15 protein-coding genes and 2 pseudogenes are annotated in these 17,835 nt (G+C 44.9%); 6 read left to right on the top strand and 11 right to left on the bottom strand.

Annotated elements, in window-relative coordinates; all coding sequences use genetic code 11:
- Window positions 1-300 precede the first annotated feature (300 nt).
- Window positions 301-1,422 (top strand): site-2 protease family protein, encoded by a 1,122-nt coding sequence (locus DSM107010_RS02690; RefSeq protein ID WP_106166255.1) that lies wholly within the window; start codon window positions 301-303, stop codon window positions 1,420-1,422.
- 74 nt (window positions 1,423-1,496) lie between these two features.
- Here DSM107010_RS02690 and DSM107010_RS02685 read toward each other — a convergent pair whose 3' ends face one another.
- The 3 genes and pseudogenes from DSM107010_RS02685 to DSM107010_RS42805 form a co-directional block, all read right to left on the bottom strand.
- Window positions 1,497-2,852 (bottom strand): IS110 family RNA-guided transposase, encoded by a 1,356-nt coding sequence (locus DSM107010_RS02685; protein ID WP_181246284.1) that lies wholly within the window; start codon window positions 2,850-2,852, stop codon window positions 1,497-1,499.
- Between the two features lie 554 nt (window positions 2,853-3,406).
- Complete coding sequence (locus DSM107010_RS02680) at window positions 3,407-4,918, bottom strand: DUF1998 domain-containing protein (protein WP_106166258.1); 1,512 nt, start codon at window positions 4,916-4,918, stop codon at window positions 3,407-3,409.
- Window positions 4,919-5,184: 266 nt separating this feature from the next.
- Window positions 5,185-5,338, bottom strand: a pseudogene (locus tag DSM107010_RS42805) (AAA family ATPase); the annotation flags it as partial.
- Between the two features lie 486 nt (window positions 5,339-5,824).
- Between DSM107010_RS42805 and DSM107010_RS02670 the strand changes: the two are divergent.
- Window positions 5,825-6,194, top strand: a pseudogene (locus DSM107010_RS02670) (PadR family transcriptional regulator).
- A gap of 403 nt (window positions 6,195-6,597) precedes the next feature.
- Window positions 6,598-7,143: a tyrosine-type recombinase/integrase gene (locus tag DSM107010_RS02665; protein WP_106166259.1), complete on the top strand. Its 546-nt coding sequence runs from the start codon at window positions 6,598-6,600 to the stop codon at window positions 7,141-7,143.
- A gap of 1 nt (window position 7,144) precedes the next feature.
- Here the strand turns inward: DSM107010_RS02665 and DSM107010_RS02660 are convergent, their stop codons facing one another.
- The 4 genes from DSM107010_RS02660 to DSM107010_RS02645 all read right to left on the bottom strand — a co-directional run bounded on the left by DSM107010_RS02660 (window position 7,145) and on the right by DSM107010_RS02645 (window position 11,887).
- A complete protein-coding gene (locus DSM107010_RS02660; protein ID WP_106166260.1) occupies window positions 7,145-7,990 on the bottom strand; it encodes a tyrosine-type recombinase/integrase in 846 nt (281 codons plus the stop codon).
- Window positions 7,991-8,372: 382 nt separating this feature from the next.
- Window positions 8,373-9,290, bottom strand: a complete 918-nt coding sequence (locus DSM107010_RS02655; protein WP_106166261.1) for a DUF6262 family protein — start codon at window positions 9,288-9,290, stop codon at window positions 8,373-8,375.
- Window positions 9,268-10,791, bottom strand: coding sequence for a tyrosine-type recombinase/integrase (locus DSM107010_RS02650; RefSeq protein ID WP_106166262.1), 1,524 nt, complete (start codon window positions 10,789-10,791; stop codon window positions 9,268-9,270). Before DSM107010_RS02650 ends, DSM107010_RS02655 begins: the two co-directional genes overlap by 23 nt.
- Window positions 10,781-11,887, bottom strand: coding sequence for a tyrosine-type recombinase/integrase (locus DSM107010_RS02645; RefSeq protein WP_106166263.1), 1,107 nt, complete (start codon window positions 11,885-11,887; stop codon window positions 10,781-10,783). The genes DSM107010_RS02650 and DSM107010_RS02645 overlap by 11 nt, the downstream gene beginning before the upstream one ends.
- A gap of 295 nt (window positions 11,888-12,182) precedes the next feature.
- Here DSM107010_RS02645 and DSM107010_RS02640 point away from each other — a divergent pair, with 295 nt between their 5' ends.
- On the top strand, window positions 12,183-13,418 hold the full coding sequence (locus DSM107010_RS02640; protein WP_106166264.1) for an AAA family ATPase: 1,236 nt from the start codon (window positions 12,183-12,185) through the stop codon (window positions 13,416-13,418).
- A 23-nt stretch (window positions 13,419-13,441) separates the two neighbouring features.
- On the opposite strand, the gene DSM107010_RS02635 is transcribed toward DSM107010_RS02640, so the two are convergent.
- From DSM107010_RS02635 to DSM107010_RS02625, 3 genes are read right to left on the bottom strand one after another with little or no spacing between them, the layout of a single operon-like run.
- Window positions 13,442-13,651, bottom strand: coding sequence for a hypothetical protein (locus DSM107010_RS02635; protein WP_106166265.1), 210 nt, complete (start codon window positions 13,649-13,651; stop codon window positions 13,442-13,444).
- A 39-nt stretch (window positions 13,652-13,690) separates the two neighbouring features.
- Window positions 13,691-14,011 carry a HigA family addiction module antitoxin gene (locus DSM107010_RS02630; RefSeq protein ID WP_106166266.1) on the bottom strand — a complete coding sequence of 107 codons (321 nt, stop codon included), beginning with the start codon at window positions 14,009-14,011 and terminating at the stop codon, window positions 13,691-13,693.
- A gap of 24 nt (window positions 14,012-14,035) precedes the next feature.
- Window positions 14,036-14,332: a type II toxin-antitoxin system RelE/ParE family toxin gene (locus tag DSM107010_RS02625; RefSeq protein WP_106166267.1), complete on the bottom strand. Its 297-nt coding sequence runs from the start codon at window positions 14,330-14,332 to the stop codon at window positions 14,036-14,038.
- A gap of 133 nt (window positions 14,333-14,465) precedes the next feature.
- Between DSM107010_RS02625 and DSM107010_RS02620 the strand changes: the two genes are divergently transcribed.
- On the top strand, window positions 14,466-16,043 hold the full coding sequence (locus DSM107010_RS02620; protein ID WP_106166268.1) for a vWA domain-containing protein: 1,578 nt from the start codon (window positions 14,466-14,468) through the stop codon (window positions 16,041-16,043).
- Window positions 16,044-16,104: 61 nt separating this feature from the next.
- Window positions 16,105-16,404: an HNH endonuclease gene (locus DSM107010_RS02615; protein WP_106166269.1), complete on the top strand. Its 300-nt coding sequence runs from the start codon at window positions 16,105-16,107 to the stop codon at window positions 16,402-16,404.
- Window positions 16,405-16,515: 111 nt separating this feature from the next.
- On the opposite strand, the gene DSM107010_RS02610 is transcribed toward DSM107010_RS02615, so the two are convergent.
- Window positions 16,516-17,598, bottom strand: coding sequence for a hypothetical protein (locus DSM107010_RS02610; protein ID WP_127022278.1), 1,083 nt, complete (start codon window positions 17,596-17,598; stop codon window positions 16,516-16,518).
- Window positions 17,599-17,835 lie beyond the last annotated feature (237 nt).

The raw sequence follows: 17,835 nt of genomic DNA, 5'->3' as shown, positions 1-17,835 counted from the left end.
GAGCGTTTTCCTGACGATGCTTGTTGTTAAGGCGACAGGGAAAGAGACGGCAAGCCTTTTAAAGATTACGCGACAAGATATTACTACACTTCGATTTGACCCGAAGGCTTGCCGTCTCTTTTATTGCCAGGTTAATAACCGCACTTGAGCGGACGGATACTACGATAGTTAAATAGTTTAAAGCTTCTTTACAATTCGTTACGCTAGATGGAGAAAGAGAGGAAAGGTCTGACGACAAGCCGTGTCGCGCCGATTCCAAACTGCTCAAATTCTCAAAGTTAAAGTTTAGAGGTGCTTTATATGAACGGCACTATTCGCGTTGGTAATCTATTTGGAATTCCCTTCTATGTCGCCCCGTCCTGGTTTTTGGTTTTGGGCTTGGTGACTTGGAGTTATACCAGTGGGTTAGCAACGCAATTCCCTGCTTGGGGCAGTTTGCTACCCTTGTTGTTGGGATTAACTACCGCTCTATTGCTATTTGCTTCAGTCTTAGCGCACGAACTAGGACACAGTTTCGTTGCCATCAGGCAGGGAATTGAAGTTAAATCGATCGCTTTATTTCTGTTTGGCGGTCTTGCTAGCCTGGAGAAAGAATCGAGAACTCCAAGTGAAGCATTTTGGGTAGCGATCGCTGGTCCTGTCATTAGTTTATTGTTGTTCGGGCTATTGACAGCAATTAACGCCAGCGTGCCGTTACTAGCACCTTTCGCCGCAGTTGTAGGAACGTTGGCTTACGTGAATTTGGCGTTGGCGCTGTTCAACTTAATTCCTGGCTTACCTTTGGATGGAGGTAACATCCTCAAAGCACTAGTTTGGAAAATTACGGGTAATTCTGAAAAAGGTGTTGTCTTTGCCAGTAGAGCAGGGCAATTCATTGGCTGGTTGGCGATCGCATCTGGCTTAATCCCCCTAGTATTGTTTGGTAGTTTTGGTAACTTCTGGAACCTCATATTAGGTTGGTTTTTACTTCAAAATGCTACCAGGACTGCCCAATCTGCTACATTGCAGTCAACACTAAAGAAGATTAAGGTAGCAGACGTAGTAAATTTTGACAGCCCAATAGTATCAGCCGATCTTTCTTTACGAGAATTTGCTGATGAATCGATTCTTGGTCATGGTAAGTGGGAGAGGTTTTTAGTCACCGATCTTGAAGGGCAACTAGTTGGTACGATTACTTTAGATGCTTTAAGAATGGTTCCTAGTTCGCGTTGGGCACAAACCCAAGTTCGAGAATTGATGCAACCCATCGAAGCATCGGCGATAATTCAATCCGAGCAATCTCTACTAGAAGCAGTAAAAATACTAGAACAACAGCAGCGATCGACCCTACCTGTGATTGGGGAAAATGGCGTACTAGTTGGACTTTTAGAGAAAGCTGCGGTGCTGCGCTTGTTGCAGAAACGAGTACAAGCACCTGCTTAACAAATTCTGTCATTTCTCAAATCTCCCTCAGACTTTAAAACTCGTATCTGGGAGAGTTTTTTTAGTTGAGACTCCTAAGAAACACATTCCGTAGGGTCAGAAATAGGGATGAGTTCTAAGCCAAAAGCTTGAGCTTTTTTCTTCAGGTTTTTGAGGGTGCGGTCTCGGTATTGTTGCTCATAGGCATCAAGACCAGGGTCAGTATAGAGATTACCTGTTGTCCAAAGACGATAGAAAATACGGGCTAACTTATGTGCAGTGGCAGTAATCGCTTTAGGTGCGCCTAAGCGAGCAGCTAGACGGCGATAAAAGCCACCCAAAGCAGAGTGAGAGCGACAAAGAGATTGTGCGGCGGTGCGTAAAGTGGCGGCAACGCGGTTGACAACTCGACGAGATTTAGAACTTTTAACTTTGCCGCCAGTAATGCGACTACCAGGGCATAAACCGAGCCACGACGTAAAGTGCTTGACAGTGGGAAAGCGTGTTGCGTCTAACCCTAACTCTGAGATCAGGGTAAGTACGCTCACAGCCCCTAAACCATCAATTTGAGTAAAGTCCACACCACTCATGCGATACAGTTCAGAACGCAAGTCAAACTGGGGTGCATTGCCGGGTTGCTTTTTTCCACGACGTTTTGGTTTAGCTAAGGGTGAAGCATTCACATCAACTTTAGATCCAAAAGATGCCAAGCATTGCTCAATTTGGGCATCACAGGCAGAGAGCTGTATTTGAAAAAAATCGTAAAGTTGTAATTCCTGTTGCAAGATAAATACCATTTCTAGTCGATAGTCCCCAGTTAAGGCAGCAGCAATCTCGGCACAACTGGCTTTGACACGTCCATCCTTGTGTGATGCCAACACATCTGGGTTACGCTCACCTGTAACAATGGCACGAATAATCGCCATGCCAGTAGTGCCGGTGATGTCGCTAATGACCCGATGCAACTGTAGGTTCATCTGAGTCAGGACTTTTTGCATCCTCTGTATATGGACACAAGCACTTTTGATTAAGTTATCTCGTTGGCGGATATAACTACGTAAAACACATATTTGCTCTTGCGGACGAAATGACCCTGATAATAAACCGTAGGTATGCAATTGTTGCAACCACTGACAATCTAATACATCTGTTTTGCGCCCAGGGACGGTTTTAACGTAATGGGCATTCACCAACCTCACTTCCAATCCACAACTTTCTAAAACTTGGAATACAGGTATCCAATAAACTCCTGTTGATTCCATTGCTACCGTTTTAACTCCACAAATCTTGAGCCAATCTGCCATCGCGTATAGGTTAGCTGTGAAGCAACCAAAGCTGCGTACACTCTCATTATCCCGTCCTACAGGCACGCTCACCCAATGCCTGTCAGCGCCAATGTCAATGCCTGCGGCATTCAAATTGATGGCTGAAAAGTTTTTATCTTCTGGCATGGGAGAAGGTTTTTCTTGGCTCATATCACCCTTGTGGTTGTTAATTTCCAGCCTTGTGTACCCTGCCTGGGGATGGCGAATCAATCTAATCTCCTAAACGGGATAGTAGACAATGCTACTTCACCAATATTTTTGCCAATATTACCCAGAACCAGGCTCTCAAACGGGCGTAATTTGCACCACTGTTAAGACGGTCTTAACTGTCAGAGTACATATTGAGTATAAGATTTATCGCTCACAAACTCTGAATACTTGTGTTTCTTTCATATTTTGCTGGTTGCAAAGCTGCTAGTTGGAGGCTCTCAAGAAACACATACAAGAACTGGAAATAGGCTGGCTGATGCTGTTCGTTCATAGGTAAGGGCGTGAGATCCTCACTCAAGATTACAATCGTGAGAAACATTCAACATCAGCGTTCTAGATTCAGGAAATTCAAGCCAGTAGTAATCAACCAGCATTATTAACCAAAAATCAGGAATATTTGCCACAATGGGAAAACAAAACAAATAAAGGATTTTAGAGTCAGAAGAAATGCGATCGCACTCCAACTTCACTCACAAACTGGCTAAAATACTCAGCTTCGCTCCCCAATCCTCATCATGCCGCAATGTTAGAACAGTGTAACCCGCGTTGTACCTGAGATTATCCCGTTCGATTTGGTCTTGTCTGCGCTTGTCTGGACTGTCATGAACTGAACCATCACAGAAAATAGCGATCGCCGCATCGGTTTTATAGAGGAAATCTGGCTTGCAGTTGGCTTCGGAAATTAATTCTTGTGCCGCGTCCGGTAGCTTATACCCCCGTTGATAAATCTCTTGTAAAACGACTCGCTCGAAATTAGAATTAGGGTCTGTTTGTTGTAGTAGTTGCTGATATCGCTCCTCGCAGGACTTTCCTTCAAAATTACCAACAACAGTACTTACTGGCAGTTGGTCGAGTAAGGGTTTAATTAAATGGCGATCGATCAATGCATGGTCGAATTGATTGCGGTAGGAAAGCAAGCATTCATAGCAAGCTTGGACGCAGCTTTCTTTGGGTTGCTTGAAATGGCAAATGTCTAGAGCAGCAGCGGCGATTTTTTGAAATGCCTCTGGTTTTTCCAACAGTTGCGAAAGAACTCCCGCTCCCCCTTCTGCTGCTTCCCAGAATAGCAAATACTTATCTTCCCCCAGGCGCTCGGAGTCGAGTTCGTCGGCTTCCAATTTGTATACTGCTTGGATGGCTGTTTCTAAAGTGTATTGCAGCGTAGCAATAAAAGCTTCTCTATTCTCAGCCGGAACGCTTAAAGGTTCGACCACTAGAATATTGCAAGTGTCGTCTACCATTAAATTAACTTCCGTATGCAAGCTGTCAGTCGCCTGTTCGTTTCTGGGATCGCCCCAGAACCCTGTTTTGGTATCGAGTTTAAATCCCCGCTCGTCGATATTCTTCTTCAGTCCGCGATTAATCCGCCAGATTTTCGCTGTAGCTCCACAGGTTAAGCGTAACAGTGGCGTGCCTTCAGCAGTTTGGACGGTTGCCGATTCTTGTTTTCGGCTAGCGTAGCGGAAGTGAGTGGTAACGTTGTAACCGTACTTGAGCCGTTCTTCTTCGTCGCAGGTAATGCGTTCTCGTCGGCGAGCGATTGCAGTCTCCATTGGCAGTACGCGAGTCAATTTAGCGATATTCTGGTAGCGATCGTCTTTAATTCTTGCACCGCAATTTTCGCAAGTGTCGCGAAAATCACCTTCGTGGAAATAACCGCAATTAAAGCAAATGCTTACCCGTTTATACTGGCTGTCAATACCGCTAACGGGAACTTTGGTCTTTGCCACCATAAATTTACTCCCCTCGTAGTAAACAATGTTGCTGGGCGCGAATTCTCGTAAAGCAACGGTGCGGGGACGGGAAATGAATTCACCGCCATCTTTGGTGGGAATGTATGCTCTAACTGGTAGGCGGGGAAAGTTAAATCCTGGTAGAAATCCCTCAGCAGCAAAGTAGCGGTAGGGATAAAATTCAAACTCGCTATTGCTTTTGCTTTCGGTTAATCCGACTAATAAGGCCCAAAGATAGCGAAGCTGCATCTAAGTGCCATCCGACCGCTAAAGCGTCTAAGCAGCAAGGCGTTCAGCTAAAAAATCCCCAAAATTACCGCATGCCCGGAAATGATAGCTGGATTGTCCATGAAAGTCACGGCAGAATCAGTATTTCATGCCCTTCTTTCTCAAAAACTTGCCCAGAAAAGGCTCTTCTTAGGATGTTGTAGCCAGCTCGCGCCAATTCTTCTGAAACTCCTGCGTGACTCAATTTCTAGCCGTTACGTGGCACTTCGTTGCAGCTTCGCTACCTTTACCCCTACATCTTTGCTCGCCAGAATCGACAATCGCCGTAGGATGAAACGCGGGTCTGACCCAGCGTAGACCATGCGCGCCAGCTAAGATAATGCTGCATCTAAGTCCCAGCCGCGCACGCTCGCAGGTGAAGGCACTGATGGTATCGAAGTGAGTGTAGATACGTACCGAAATTCTCCCTTTTATGCTTCCCTAGGCGGCTTGTTGACAAAATCTTTGTTTGTTTGCCAAATTTACTAGCTAAAAAAATATTAACTAATGCTAAAAGAGTCTCTCAAACCTTTGAGTATCAGTTACCCTCTTGTCAGTTATCGCCATCGACTTTATGTCAACGAGATCGGAGGTAATTATTCAAGCTTAATCGAGCGACTTCCGGCAACAGCAAGGGATTTCTACTGCTTCGACTAAGCTAGCACGGATTCGAGCTTCAAGCAGTTCGTCTCTTACTAATAATCCTGTGGCAACACGATTTATTTTATTTAAGTCTAGAGCTAAAACAAGTATTTAACCAAATCGATACTCATTTGGAAAAAATCGAGCTAATCAAAAATTAGTGAAGTGTAAAAAGTTGAGGAAGTTGAGGGAACAATTAAAGTGAGACTGAAATGAAGCACGCGCTCGCCTTCAAAAAATTAATTTATGAAACTTGAGGAGATTTATCAGTTTTTTGTGGTCCAACCACCAGTTTATCTGACGCAGGAGCAAGCTGTTTGCTACGTGCTGTCAGTTTTGCTTGAGAGCGAATCTTACGGTACTGGGTTGATTGAAAAGCTAGAGTTTGAATACCCTCACTACCGTCTCTCCGATACAGTGTTGTACGCGGCGCTATCATTTTTGGAATCCGAGCAAGCGGTCGCTTCTCGCCTTCAGAAAGTCGAAGGGCGCGGTCGTCCCAGGCGGATGTATTCGGTCAGCCCCCAATGGCTTGGGCGTGGCACAAAAACTCGCCGCTTTATGGCGAGGATTCGTTACAAAACAGCCACAAGTAGCTTCATCTGTTGCCGTTTGAAGCGCAATCGCATCCAAGTCGCGATCGTTTCTCAACTAGACGCACCTTAGCACCAACGCCAAAACCAAAGCAGCCACTGACTACTTATTAGGAGGCAATTGATTTGAAAGACATTTCACCACCCAATCCCCGCTCGCACAACTCTCAGTCACCGGTCACCCGTTGGCAACTGATCGACGCGATCTCCAAACTGTATGTGATTCGAGACGATCCGAAACAATTGAGAACTTCTCTCAACAAATCCAAAAAGCCTTATTGCAACGAAATGCGAAAGGAGGAGTAAAGCTGCTTGGGGGCTTAAGTTTGAGCGATTTTTTCTAACTTGACGAAATGCTCAAAACATCAAGTCCCAACTCGACGTAGGATAGTAATTGTGAAGTAAATCTAAACTCAAAATTTAGCAGTGAAGATCAAAGGCAACGGACGCGCTAAGATACTAACTCAAGCCGAACTGGAACGCTTATTTACTCGCGGCTTCCTCACCCCTAGAGACAAGCTGTTATTCGCGATCGCGTATTACTGCGCCTGTCGCGTTAGTGAAGTGCTGGCGCTGACGGCTGAAGATTTAGCGGGTAGTGTAGTGACGCTGCGTAAATGTACCACTAAAGGCAAGATTGCCACGCGCACTCTGCCAGAGCACCCGAAGCTACAGGCATATTTAGCAGCTTACGATCCACCGTCTGGTCTGTTATTTCCAGGACGGAGCAAAGACAAACCACTGACTAGAGCAGCTGCCGATCTGATCCTCAGAGCTGCTTGTAGAAGAGCAAGGATTAGAGGTGCTTCGACTCACTCTTTTCGCCGCACGGCACTCACGAATATGTCTAATGCCAACGTGCCGATCCGCGTGATTCAGGAAATATCGGGGCATAAATCGCTGACTGCTCTCCAGCGCTATCTAGAGGTGAAGCCAGACCAGGTAGAATCGGCGATCTCTTTGTTGGTTTAGTTTACCCACCAGCACTTGAAGCAAAAGCAGAAGTAGACGAGGCGGGTGTTATGACTAGATCTTTTCGGTAAAGTTGGGGCTGCCGATCGACTGGAGCAAGCCAGTAGTCGTCGATCGGGCTATCTAGGTGGGGAAATAGCAAGAACGCGCCCAGGAGGTAATCGATCAGATTGTCATAGCTCTGGATACGGGTGAAAGATTGCAGTTGTTTAAGTGCTGCTAAAAATGCTTCAGACTTTGCCACTCCTATCGCCATCATCTCTCGTTCTTGCTGCCTGGAGAACTCGACTTTCGTACCGTGCCAATTCCACAGCAAGCAGCACTGCTGTAGCGATAGATGAAGCGGTTGCAGTAGCAATGCGGCGCGATAATATAGCCCAGAGCGCCTCAGCATATAGGGATGAATTGGGAAGGGAAGATTGGCACTCTCGCCTGCTTGGGCAATTAAATAGTGTAGCGAGCGCTGATTCAGGCGCGATCGCCGTTCTGTGGCGAATAACCAATCGCATCGACGCTCTTGTGCTAGGTGTTGTAGCAATTCTATTTCAGGAGCACACAGAGGTTGAAGATTGACTTGTTTGTGCAGGCGAGTGCCACTTTTGAGTTCGCGGTTGCGGATGATGTAGAGCGTTTTTCTGGTCAAGTCTAAGTCAGACCAACGCAGCCAACATAGTTCGGATGGCTGTAAGCATTGGCAGAACAGCAATAAGGCGATCGCCTTGTTCCTTGTGGGGTAGCGCGTTTTTTCCATCGCGGCGATGACGGCATCGACTTCGTGCAGGTAAAGAAATTCCCGCTCGCGGCGTTGTTGAAACACAGTTTTGAGCGGCGGCAGTGTCCTGGGCATGGAACGGATAGATTTAAATTTTTCGGTAAAGTCCGCTGTCGATTATGCCATAAGACTTGGAACCATGAAGAAGATCGCCCCAACTCACTCGATTGAGCCTTGCTCGATTAAGCCTTGAGAGTTTAATCTTTCAATTTTTTTAGATTCTAATTAGAAAATAAAATTGATATTCTAAATGTTATACGTACCAAAATCGCTATAACTCCTTCCTAGTCAACACTTTATTGCTGTTTAGAGTTTCTACAATTGATGAGAAGAACTCTCCTAAAAATTAACTTTGCTAATCCTATGCTTTTCTAAAAGCTGGAGAAAAATCTCTCAACTAATAATCCTCCATCTGCACCTAGCAATCACGACTTCAGCTTGAGTTATAGCACAATTATTAGGAGTTGAAACTTGCTAAAGGATACTGAATTAGTAGTTTTTGGAATGGCACCCATTTTTCATCTTTGGTATAAACTAGAATTCCATTTTTCCCTGCCTGACTAGCAAGAACTAATCCGCGCTGCCGTGCTAGCTCATACCATTCATTGAAGCAATCTAGTTCTACTTTTCGCTCGTATCCTTCATTGGGCATCCAGGTTTTTTTAATGGCTTCAACCAGGAAACCAGAAGGATTAAGCACCTCATAACTAGCTTTTGCTTCTTTAAGTGCATTGATAGCCATAAGCACTACTTCTTCTGGCTCTGCCTCGATCAACTTTTCTAAAGTGGAATTTACCCGAATTCCCAGCTTGTCTAACTCAGATTGAAGCTGGTTGCTGATGATTGGACAAACAGCTTTCTTCAAGCCTAGAGGTGTGACCTTGCTCTTTGACTCCACTCTTGGGCTTGGGCAAGCTGATTTTGAAGTCATACAATGACTCAGTTGTTCCCTCAGCTTTGAGTTTTCGGTTCTGAGTCCTTCCACCTGTTGTTTTAGGTCTATTACTTCAAAGGCTCTGCCTTCTACCACCTCAATATGGTCTCGTAATCCCCTGACCTCAGCTTGCAGATCGCTTATCCTTTTCTTCAAAGCTGTCATAATAGCTTTGTTGGAATCGTCGGATGCTCGCTGCTTTTGTGGCAATGCTTTGATAGATGATTGCTGCTTCCGAAGCTGGTCAATGCGTTGTTTAATCGCATCGTATTTGTAGAGGTAGGCGACAGATACGCCTGCTGCCTCGGCTACAGTTTGAAAGTTAATTTTCTTACCTTGTTTAACCATTAGAGAAATGGCTTTTTCGGTTCGCTGCAGAGCTTCATTTCTCTTCTGCTGGGCAGCACTTCGTAAACCGTCAGGATTGCCCTTCCAATTCATTGTCAGACTCCAAGGTGGCGATGATGTTTTTCAAGTTTGTCTTGACCTGCTCGTTCATCTCAACTTGACGAATCCAGCTAGAAGCTTTCGCTTTCTCAATTAGCTGCTCGGTCTGCGCCAATTGCTGCTGATGCTGGTTGATAAACTCAATAGTTGTGCGGAAGTCTCCACAAGTCAAGCAGGCATTAGCGTGTGGACATGGACCTTGAAGAATTGGACGGGCGCAAGACCCATTGGAAAGTGCTTGTGCTAACACGCTGCGTTTGAACCATTGCAGTTCGCTACGATCTAATTCTGGGTGATTTGATTCAACGACTTGCCCAGCAATATTAACTACCTTACTATTGTTTTGAAATCTCTCGATTTCTCGCTGGAGAGTTTCATCATGAATGTGGCAGTAAACAGAAGTCATTTCTGGACTACTATGTCCTAAAAAGCGCTGAATGATATGCTGGGGAACGCCTCTGTTAGCCATAGAAGTTCCAACTGTGTGACGAAAAGCGTGAGTTTTTCCCAAAGGGAAAATATTGCCAGAAATATCCCTGATTTCCATGACAATAGCTAACACATGAAGATAGCCCGAAAAGTCTCGGTCTCGCATTGGTTGTAGTCTAGGAGTAAAACTTTGGCACAATAGTAATTTCTGACATCGTTCTTGAATAGATTTTCCAATCGAGCCTTTTTTTGACCAGTGACCAAAGTAACTGTATTTAGAAAAAGTACAAAAAAGATAGGAAAAATCGGGCGACAAGTTTTCTTTGATATATTGCTGCTGCTTTTGGATAACAGTTGCTAATTCATTAGAAATCGGAATGATATGCTCTTTCTTCATTTTGAACTGATAATAGCTGAGCCACCAAGTTCCTACAGTATTCTGGCGCAAGCAATCAAGCTTGAGATTAATCAGTTCAGATACTCGCAGACCGCATTCCTGAATTACTAAGAGCATCCGCGCCATAGGCTCAGGTAGTAATTCAAGTTTTTGATTGACTTGTGACAAGATGTCATCCGGTATATATCGAGGTAGGTTTTTAGGAACTTTCGGAAAATCTTCGGGAAAGATTAGTGGTTCTTGAGTTATGTCTAACCAACCAAACCTCACACAATTTTCGAGAAAATCTTTGAAGCGAACAATGTAATGAGCTTTACCATCTGCCGAAGAATGATGTCTACTTAAATGGCTAAGATAATCGAGAACTAACTGGCGATTAATATCTCTAGGTAGAAGTCCTGGAGCATGAGATTCAATAAACTGGGAAAAATCTTTTAAACAATAAAATTTACCGAGAATAGTGTTGACTGTTTCTCGACTTAAGCAAAATCTCAACCAGGCTTTCAAAGCTGTTCTGAGCCAAATTGGGGAGATTTTTAAGAAATTTAACCGACGGTTCTCATGAAGATGAGTTGATGTTACTAAAAATTTTAACTGCCAAACATCTTGCTCAAATTCTGATTCAACCGCCCAGTTGTTCGGGGGCGAGTAGATTTTTTTAGGTGGCATTTAATTTCACTGGAGAGCGTTGTAAAAACAAACGGTACTCTTCTTCTAGGTCTTCATCTGTCAGATGAGTGTAGGTATTAATGGTAGTTTGAACGCTGGCATGACCCAGGCGCTTTTGAACGTGTGCCACGTCCCATCCATCACGAATTAGATCTGTAGCATGAGTGTGGCGAAATAGATGAGGACGCACATCAATTCCGGTTTTCTTTTCCAATTGCCTAAACAAGCTGGTGATGGCAGAATAAGTCATTGGACTACCTACTTGACCTGACCAAATGTTTACAAAGACATAGTCAGAATCGATATCTAGAGGATATTCTTCTATCAAGTAGTTTGAGTAAAGAGTCATCAGTTCTTTAGAAATATGTATGATACGCGAACGATGAGACTTAGCTCTCGTATCGTTGATATTGTCATTTCTCCTTTGAACTTGGATTTGATTTTTTCCGTTAGGATGAATATCTTCATGGCGCAGTCCTAAAACCTCTCCAATTCGCATTCCACTTTCATAAAGTAAGCAGAGCAGAAACTTGTCTCTTATACGTCTACAAGCATGAATTAACTGCTCGATTTGTGACTGGTTTAAAGTTTTAGTCAAGGTTTTTGGCTCTTTAAGTTTGAGTAGCCGCGTCTTGGCATCATTGCTTCTATTCAGGTGATGTAGAAATGATTTGTACTTTCTATTGTGTTGGAAACAAGTGCGGTAAACATCAATTCCCTTAATTGTCCCTAGACGCAACTGAAACTCGTAGAAGCCTACTACCGCTGCTAGAATTGCATTGATTGTTTTTTCAGTTCGCTTCGCCTCAACTGGCTTTCTTGGCGTAACTCGTGGATCTGCTGGAACCCGCAGCCAATGAATGAAAGACGCTAGATTCTCTAGTGTCACTTCCAACCAGTCAAAATGAAAATTCTGTAGGAATTCCCAAAATAGCTTTAAATGACTGGCATAGGCATGAATTGTATTGGGAGAGCGTTCGAGATTCTCTAGATAGCGCAAATATCTACTGATTGGTTCAACTGGCTGGTAATTATCATCCAGTACTAACCATGTCACGCGGTTGCTATTAGGAATGCGAAGCCTCTGAACCTTCATCGCCAAGTACACCCAAAATTAGTATTTGTCGCTTTGTGTATTATTTATACTACAAAACACTACAGTTTTCAATTAGATCGCACTCACCGACGCAAATATTCGGTGAGTGGAAACTAGCACAAGCTTGTCAACCTTATATTTTATTGACGTTGTTTATTGTGTAGAAAAGCTAAGTAATAAGTTTCTACAAAATAGCCTAGTACAGAGTTTTGTTGTTGTTGTTTATTTTGTTTAGATCTGAATCAGCGATGTTGTTAATAGTTAGAAAACAAAATTAAATCATCATGATTAAATCATGGCAATCGCTAAAAACAACAAAAAGTTAGCTGCTCAAGTCTCCAACAATGCCCCAACTGGCTCTGCTCCAGAGCGGTTACAGCAGTTACGGCGAGAGTTGAATCAGATTTTCTTGGAGCGTTCTAGTGCGATCGATGGAGTGCTAGCCGTACTGCTCAGTGGTGGAAATGTAGTTTTATTTGGTCCGCCTGGTTGTGCTAAAAGCTGGATGTTGCAACAGTTGTGCCGAGCGATCTCTGAAGCCGTATTCTTCGATCGCCTATTGCAGCCGACCATTACTCCTGACGAGTTACTAGGGCAACTGTCTCTGCGAGCATTACAGCAGCAAGACGAGTTAATCCGCAATACTAAGCGGCGACTGCCCCAAGCACACATTGCCTTTTTGGATGAAGTGTTTCGCGGCAACTCTACCAGTCTCAATGCTCTGTTGCGGTTGATGAACGAACGGGTATTCGAGAACCCAGAACCGCAGCCAGTACCGCTACTATTTTTATGTGGTGCTGCCAATAACGTTCCCACTGATGGAGACTTGGATGCGTTTGTCGATCGCTTCGTCTACCGTCCTTGGTTGCAATACGTCCGCAAGCTAAGTTCCAAGCGGGAATTAATTCACCGCGCCAGATCTAACATCAAACCAGAGGTAGTGGTGCGCCTAACGCTGGAGGAAATTAAAGCTTTGCAGCAACAAGCAGCAATCGTACATTTTTCCGACGAATTGGCAGAAGAGTTAATTAAATGTCAACTGGCGTTGGATCAGGAAGGATTTTTCTTTAGCGATCGCAAGTTGCAACAGCTAGTCAAACTGCTGCAAGCTCACGCACTGGTGCAGGGCGATGAGCAAGTCTACCCAGAATCTTTTCACGAATTGCTGCCAGATTGCCTGTGGCAAAGAGATCCCAAGGAGCGACAGAAGATCGGTCAAATTTTGAATGCTTGCGTCCCCGATCTCAACCAACAAGCCGTATCTTGGTACGATGCGGCAAAGGAAGAGGTCGGCACTGTAGTCAGGGTAGCCAGAGAATACGATTTGCGTCCGAACAATACAACCGAACAAAAATTGATCGAAGCAGCCGATAATGCTGCAAGTCGCTTGGAGAATATTGCTCGCAAGATTGAAAAGTTAATAGCAGAGAACAAGAGTCGCAATGCCCGACGAGCGCAGAGAATACTGACCGATATTCGCGAAGATTTGCTAGTAGAAGTTGGTGGCTATAAAAATAAAGTTTATCAATAGTTGGAATAGTTGGTTAGTAGCTTCTATTCGTTATGTGGCTCAATTGCTTGTTCGGGGTAGAGTTGCTCGTCATTTGTCACTTTGTACCACCAGTAACCTGAATTTCCATCGTCCATATCAAACCAACGTCGCACAATCTGAGTTAGGCACTCTTCACCATTCCAGTAGAGAGTCACTGACTGATATAGCTCGAACTTTGGAGCGCGGACTTCAATTTTTTCAGTACTATTCATCCCGAATCGAGTTACTAGAAATTTTTTCAGGCTGATACTTCAAGCACTTCTTTCTTCTTCACGCAGGGCAAAAGTGACGATCGCATTTATCTCCTCTTTTTCTTCTTTCAGTGTTTGGTATAGCTGCCAATTTTGTTGCAAATTCAACCAAAACTCTGGACTGTTGCCAAAGAATTTTGACAGCCGCAATGCCGTACTTGGTGTGACGCCACGCTTGCCATTCACCAACTCGTTGACTCGCTGGTAAGGAACGTGGATGTTGTTAGCTAAATCCTGCTGAGTCAGTCCTAGTGGTTCTAAAAAATCTAGCAGCAAGATTTCTCCTGGGTGTGTGGGAGGGCGATATTTAGGGATTTTCATCTATTGTTACCTCACGTACAAACGTCAATAATGATAATCGACAATCTCAACCGAATCCGCTCCCTGTTCCAACCAGACAAAACAAATTCGATATCGGTCGTTGATGCGAATGCTGTGTTGACCTGCTCGCTCGCCTTGCAGGGCTTCTAACTTGTTACCTGGTGGAACTCTCAAGTCGTTTAAAGATACAGCGGCATTGAGTTGATCCAACTTTCTACGTGCTACAGCCCACAGGTTAATCGGACAAGTTTTTCGTGCTGCTTTTGAGTCATTACCATCAAAAATATCTTCCGTTCCTCGATCTTTGAATGAAACAATCATGAGCGCGAGCGCTTAGTGCTAACATAATAACACGGATATTATGCTATCTCGAGCTAAAGATTACCAATCTCGCGAGTGCTTTTTGGCAGTTTGGGCAATTTTGACTTGAACTCATCAATTGATTCCGAATCTCATGCTGTTTGACTTTGAACCGCTAGTGTATCGAGTTGCGAGCATCTCTAAACTGTTCTGGCAGGAGTATATAAACTATTTTGAAGATGCTCGGACGATGGTGAAAGTAGGAACTAGCAAGCTGTTTGCCTTTCCCAGTTTTACCTTGGAAGTTTTTCATCGGCTTTACTACGAGAGCGAACCAGAGGAACTAGACCCGCTATCACCTGAAAGTGCTTGGGCGCTCTTATTGCATCGGGAGTTTCAACAACTCATCGGCTTTGACGAGCTGGTGCAGCAGTGTCAAGGCAACCAATTGGCAGCGGGACTGGCAACGGTAGAGTATTGTTGTCTAGTGTACGATCGACTACCGCCACCCATGCCTCGATTTGCCAATCCACAACAGTATCGGCAGCTGATTCGGCAACTGAAGCATCAGCCATCTGTTCCACCATCTCAAGTGTTTGAACAGATATTAACTTCTCCTCAAACAACTTCCCCAACTGGTTTACCGCTACCCACAACCAGACAGCAACGGGAACGATCTCTGTGGTTGAGGCAACTGATAGAAGATAGTAGCGATCGCTCTCTTGAATTAATCCAACTCCTACAACAAGAAGGAAAACAAGCTGTATGGCAAGCTCAACAATATGCCGAAAGTCTCGATGAAACGCAAGTTAGGCAAATGCTCAGGGTTGCCCTGAACGCCGCCCATGAAAAATTGAGTGAGGCATCTGGGTGGTTGGAGATACTGGGCTTGAGTTGGGGAAATGAAATGGGTGGAGAACGGAGCGTCTCCAGCGCCGAAAAAATGGCGCTAGCTCAGAAGATCGCTCTTCATGCCAAGCTCAAGCAGATCGCTGTTGTTGCCGGACGTTTGCAACAGATTGCCGAGCGCAAGCGCCGTAGCCAAGCTCTAGATGCCTTTGGGGAGATAACAACGGTCGAGTTAGGAGATAACTTGTCGCGGTTGTTGCCTACCGAACTACAGAAACTCTCCACTCCCGATCTCTTTCCTCTATTTGCATTGGGATATTACGATCGCTCCCTATTGCAATACAAGACCAGGGGGAAGGAGAAGCAGTGCAAAGGACCGTTGGTGGTGTGCTTGGATTCTTCTGGTTCGATGGATGGATTGCCCGACACTTGGGCGAAAGCAGTGACGGCAGTGTTAGGACAAATTGCCCAGCGAGAGGGACGGCACTTGCGAATCATCCACTTTGCAACTAGAGTTTGTCGAGTTGATGACTTTCCACCCCACCACCATGATTTTTCTCGACTGCTGGAGTCGATGCTGGCTTTTTACAATGGTGGCGGTACTGCCTGGGAACCAGCTTTATTATCTGCTACCGAATGTATTGAGCAGGAACAACAGTTCGATCGGGCAGATATTGTCATGGTTACAGATGGCAAGTGTGAGGTGAAACGGGAATTTATAGAGCAGTTAAAAATCAGGAAGCAACAGCGAGAATTTAATATTTATGGAGTCTTAATCGGTGGTGCGGGCGAGCGGCAGATGAAGCAGTTTTGCGATCGCATCTGGGTTGTTAGAGATTTCATCAGCGATGAGGTAGCGATCGAGGAGTTATTCTTACTGTAGTCCAGGTTCGACATGTACTATATGTAATGTTCCCCACTCAAGTCCAACCAATCTTCAGCTTATGCCTCTCGATCGACAACGCTACCCCCAAAACTGGAACCAAATTGCCCTGAGTGTCAAACAAGCAGCTGGTTGGCGTTGTCAGCATTGCCAGCAAATATGTTTGCGCCCTGGAGAAAAACCTGATTCACTCGCCCGTTCTGAGTGGACGCTTATCACTCTCTCAGTCCACCATGCCAATTTCACTCCAGAAGATAACCAACCGGAAAACTTGATTCCGCTATGTACTCCGTGCCATCTGGCACTGCATGCAACAGCCAGACGTAAAAATGTTTCACCTGGGCAACTGTCACTATGGTAATGTTCAAAGACAATTGGTACACGGATTGCTGAGTATTCAAAATCTTATACTCTCTAGAGCGTAAAACTCTTACTCTCGTTCTAGCTTTTAATCTAGCTCCAAACCTGACAGTTAACTCTGCTTTTTCCCTCTGGCTCCCCGTGATGTCGGACTGCGTCTAGTTGCGCCACCAGAAGAGGATTTGCGTCTCGCAGAAGCAGTGGTAGAAGATTTACGTTTGGCTGGTGGTTGGGCAGTAGTTTCTGGCTCTGGTTCGTCGGAGCGCTCTTCGGGTGTGGGTGAGGGAGTTTGGGGTGATGCTTTGGGCTGCGACTTTTGTTTTGTGGTTGATTTGGGAGAAGTTTTGTGCTGGTTGGCTGAGGTTGAAGTCTTGGAAGTGGATTTTGCTGAGGTAGATTTGGGTGTGGTTTGTGTCTCTACTGTCGGCTGTGGAGCAGCTTCTGGTTCTGCGGTCGGCGCAAAGGCTGTTTGGGATGATACTTCAGGCTGCGGCTTCTGTTTTGTCTTTCCTCTAGTCGCAGTTTTACCGCGAGTGGCTGGCTTTGAAGATTTGGCGGTTGTCTTAGCGTTTGAGTTGAATTTGGCAGTAGATTTGGCGGTCGTCTTACCAATTGATGCAGATTTGTTGGTAGTAGTTTCTGGTTCTACTGTTAGCTGTGGAGTTGGTTGAGTCTGAGTGCTTGGCTCGGTAGATGGTGGATTAGTCTGTTTCGGCGCGGCTTTGGGTTTTGATGTTGCAGCTGCACTTGGCTTGTTCTTGGCTTGGCGCTGTGTTGTTGTCTTTGCAGAAGACGCGCGTTTCTGCGTTGTAGTGGCAGAAGATTTACTCTTTGGCTTCGATGCAGAGCGATTATTTGATGATGGCGTTTTTGTCTCGGATACTTGAGTGGGGAGTTGTAACTCAAGGGCAAACGCGCCTTTAGTCTCGGCTGTGACAATCGCGAGCGTCATTTCTTTTTCGCGATCGTGCTGCTCAAATTCGGTTTGGAGACTGGGCAGTCCCATTTGTCTAGACAGTCGAGGAATTTGACTCGATTTGAGAAATCTTGCCTCCATCTGTGCGACTTCACCAGTTGGGTAGTAGTTGACTACCAGTACTCCCGCTCCTTGCGACTGGGCCATTTCTCGGTAATATTTGCTTAAGCTAGGCAATTCTGCGCTGACTAACTGCTTTAATTGTTGTGACTCGTCCATTCAAAAATCGGCTCAACACCAGAAAATTGCTTCTAACATCTACCATAACTGCCGATTTCACACTTTCACTTTCGTCCAAAAAAAGTTAATGGAACGAGCTATCAATTTTCGTCATTGAGGGAACAAGGGTACGATTTTAGCAATCGGTCACAACTGTGACCGACAAAGGAAACAAATGTATCAACGGGCTAGTTAGTCAATTTTTCCATCGCAGAAGATGTAATTCGTTTTCAGTCA

Origin of the sequence: Chroococcidiopsis cubana SAG 39.79 (assembly GCF_003991895.1) — a bacterium.
Lineage (GTDB): Bacteria > Cyanobacteriota > Cyanobacteriia > Cyanobacteriales > Chroococcidiopsidaceae > Chroococcidiopsis > Chroococcidiopsis thermalis.
The sequence above is the reverse complement of the archived record's forward strand: the minus strand, read 5'-3'. Positions and strand labels throughout refer to the sequence as shown.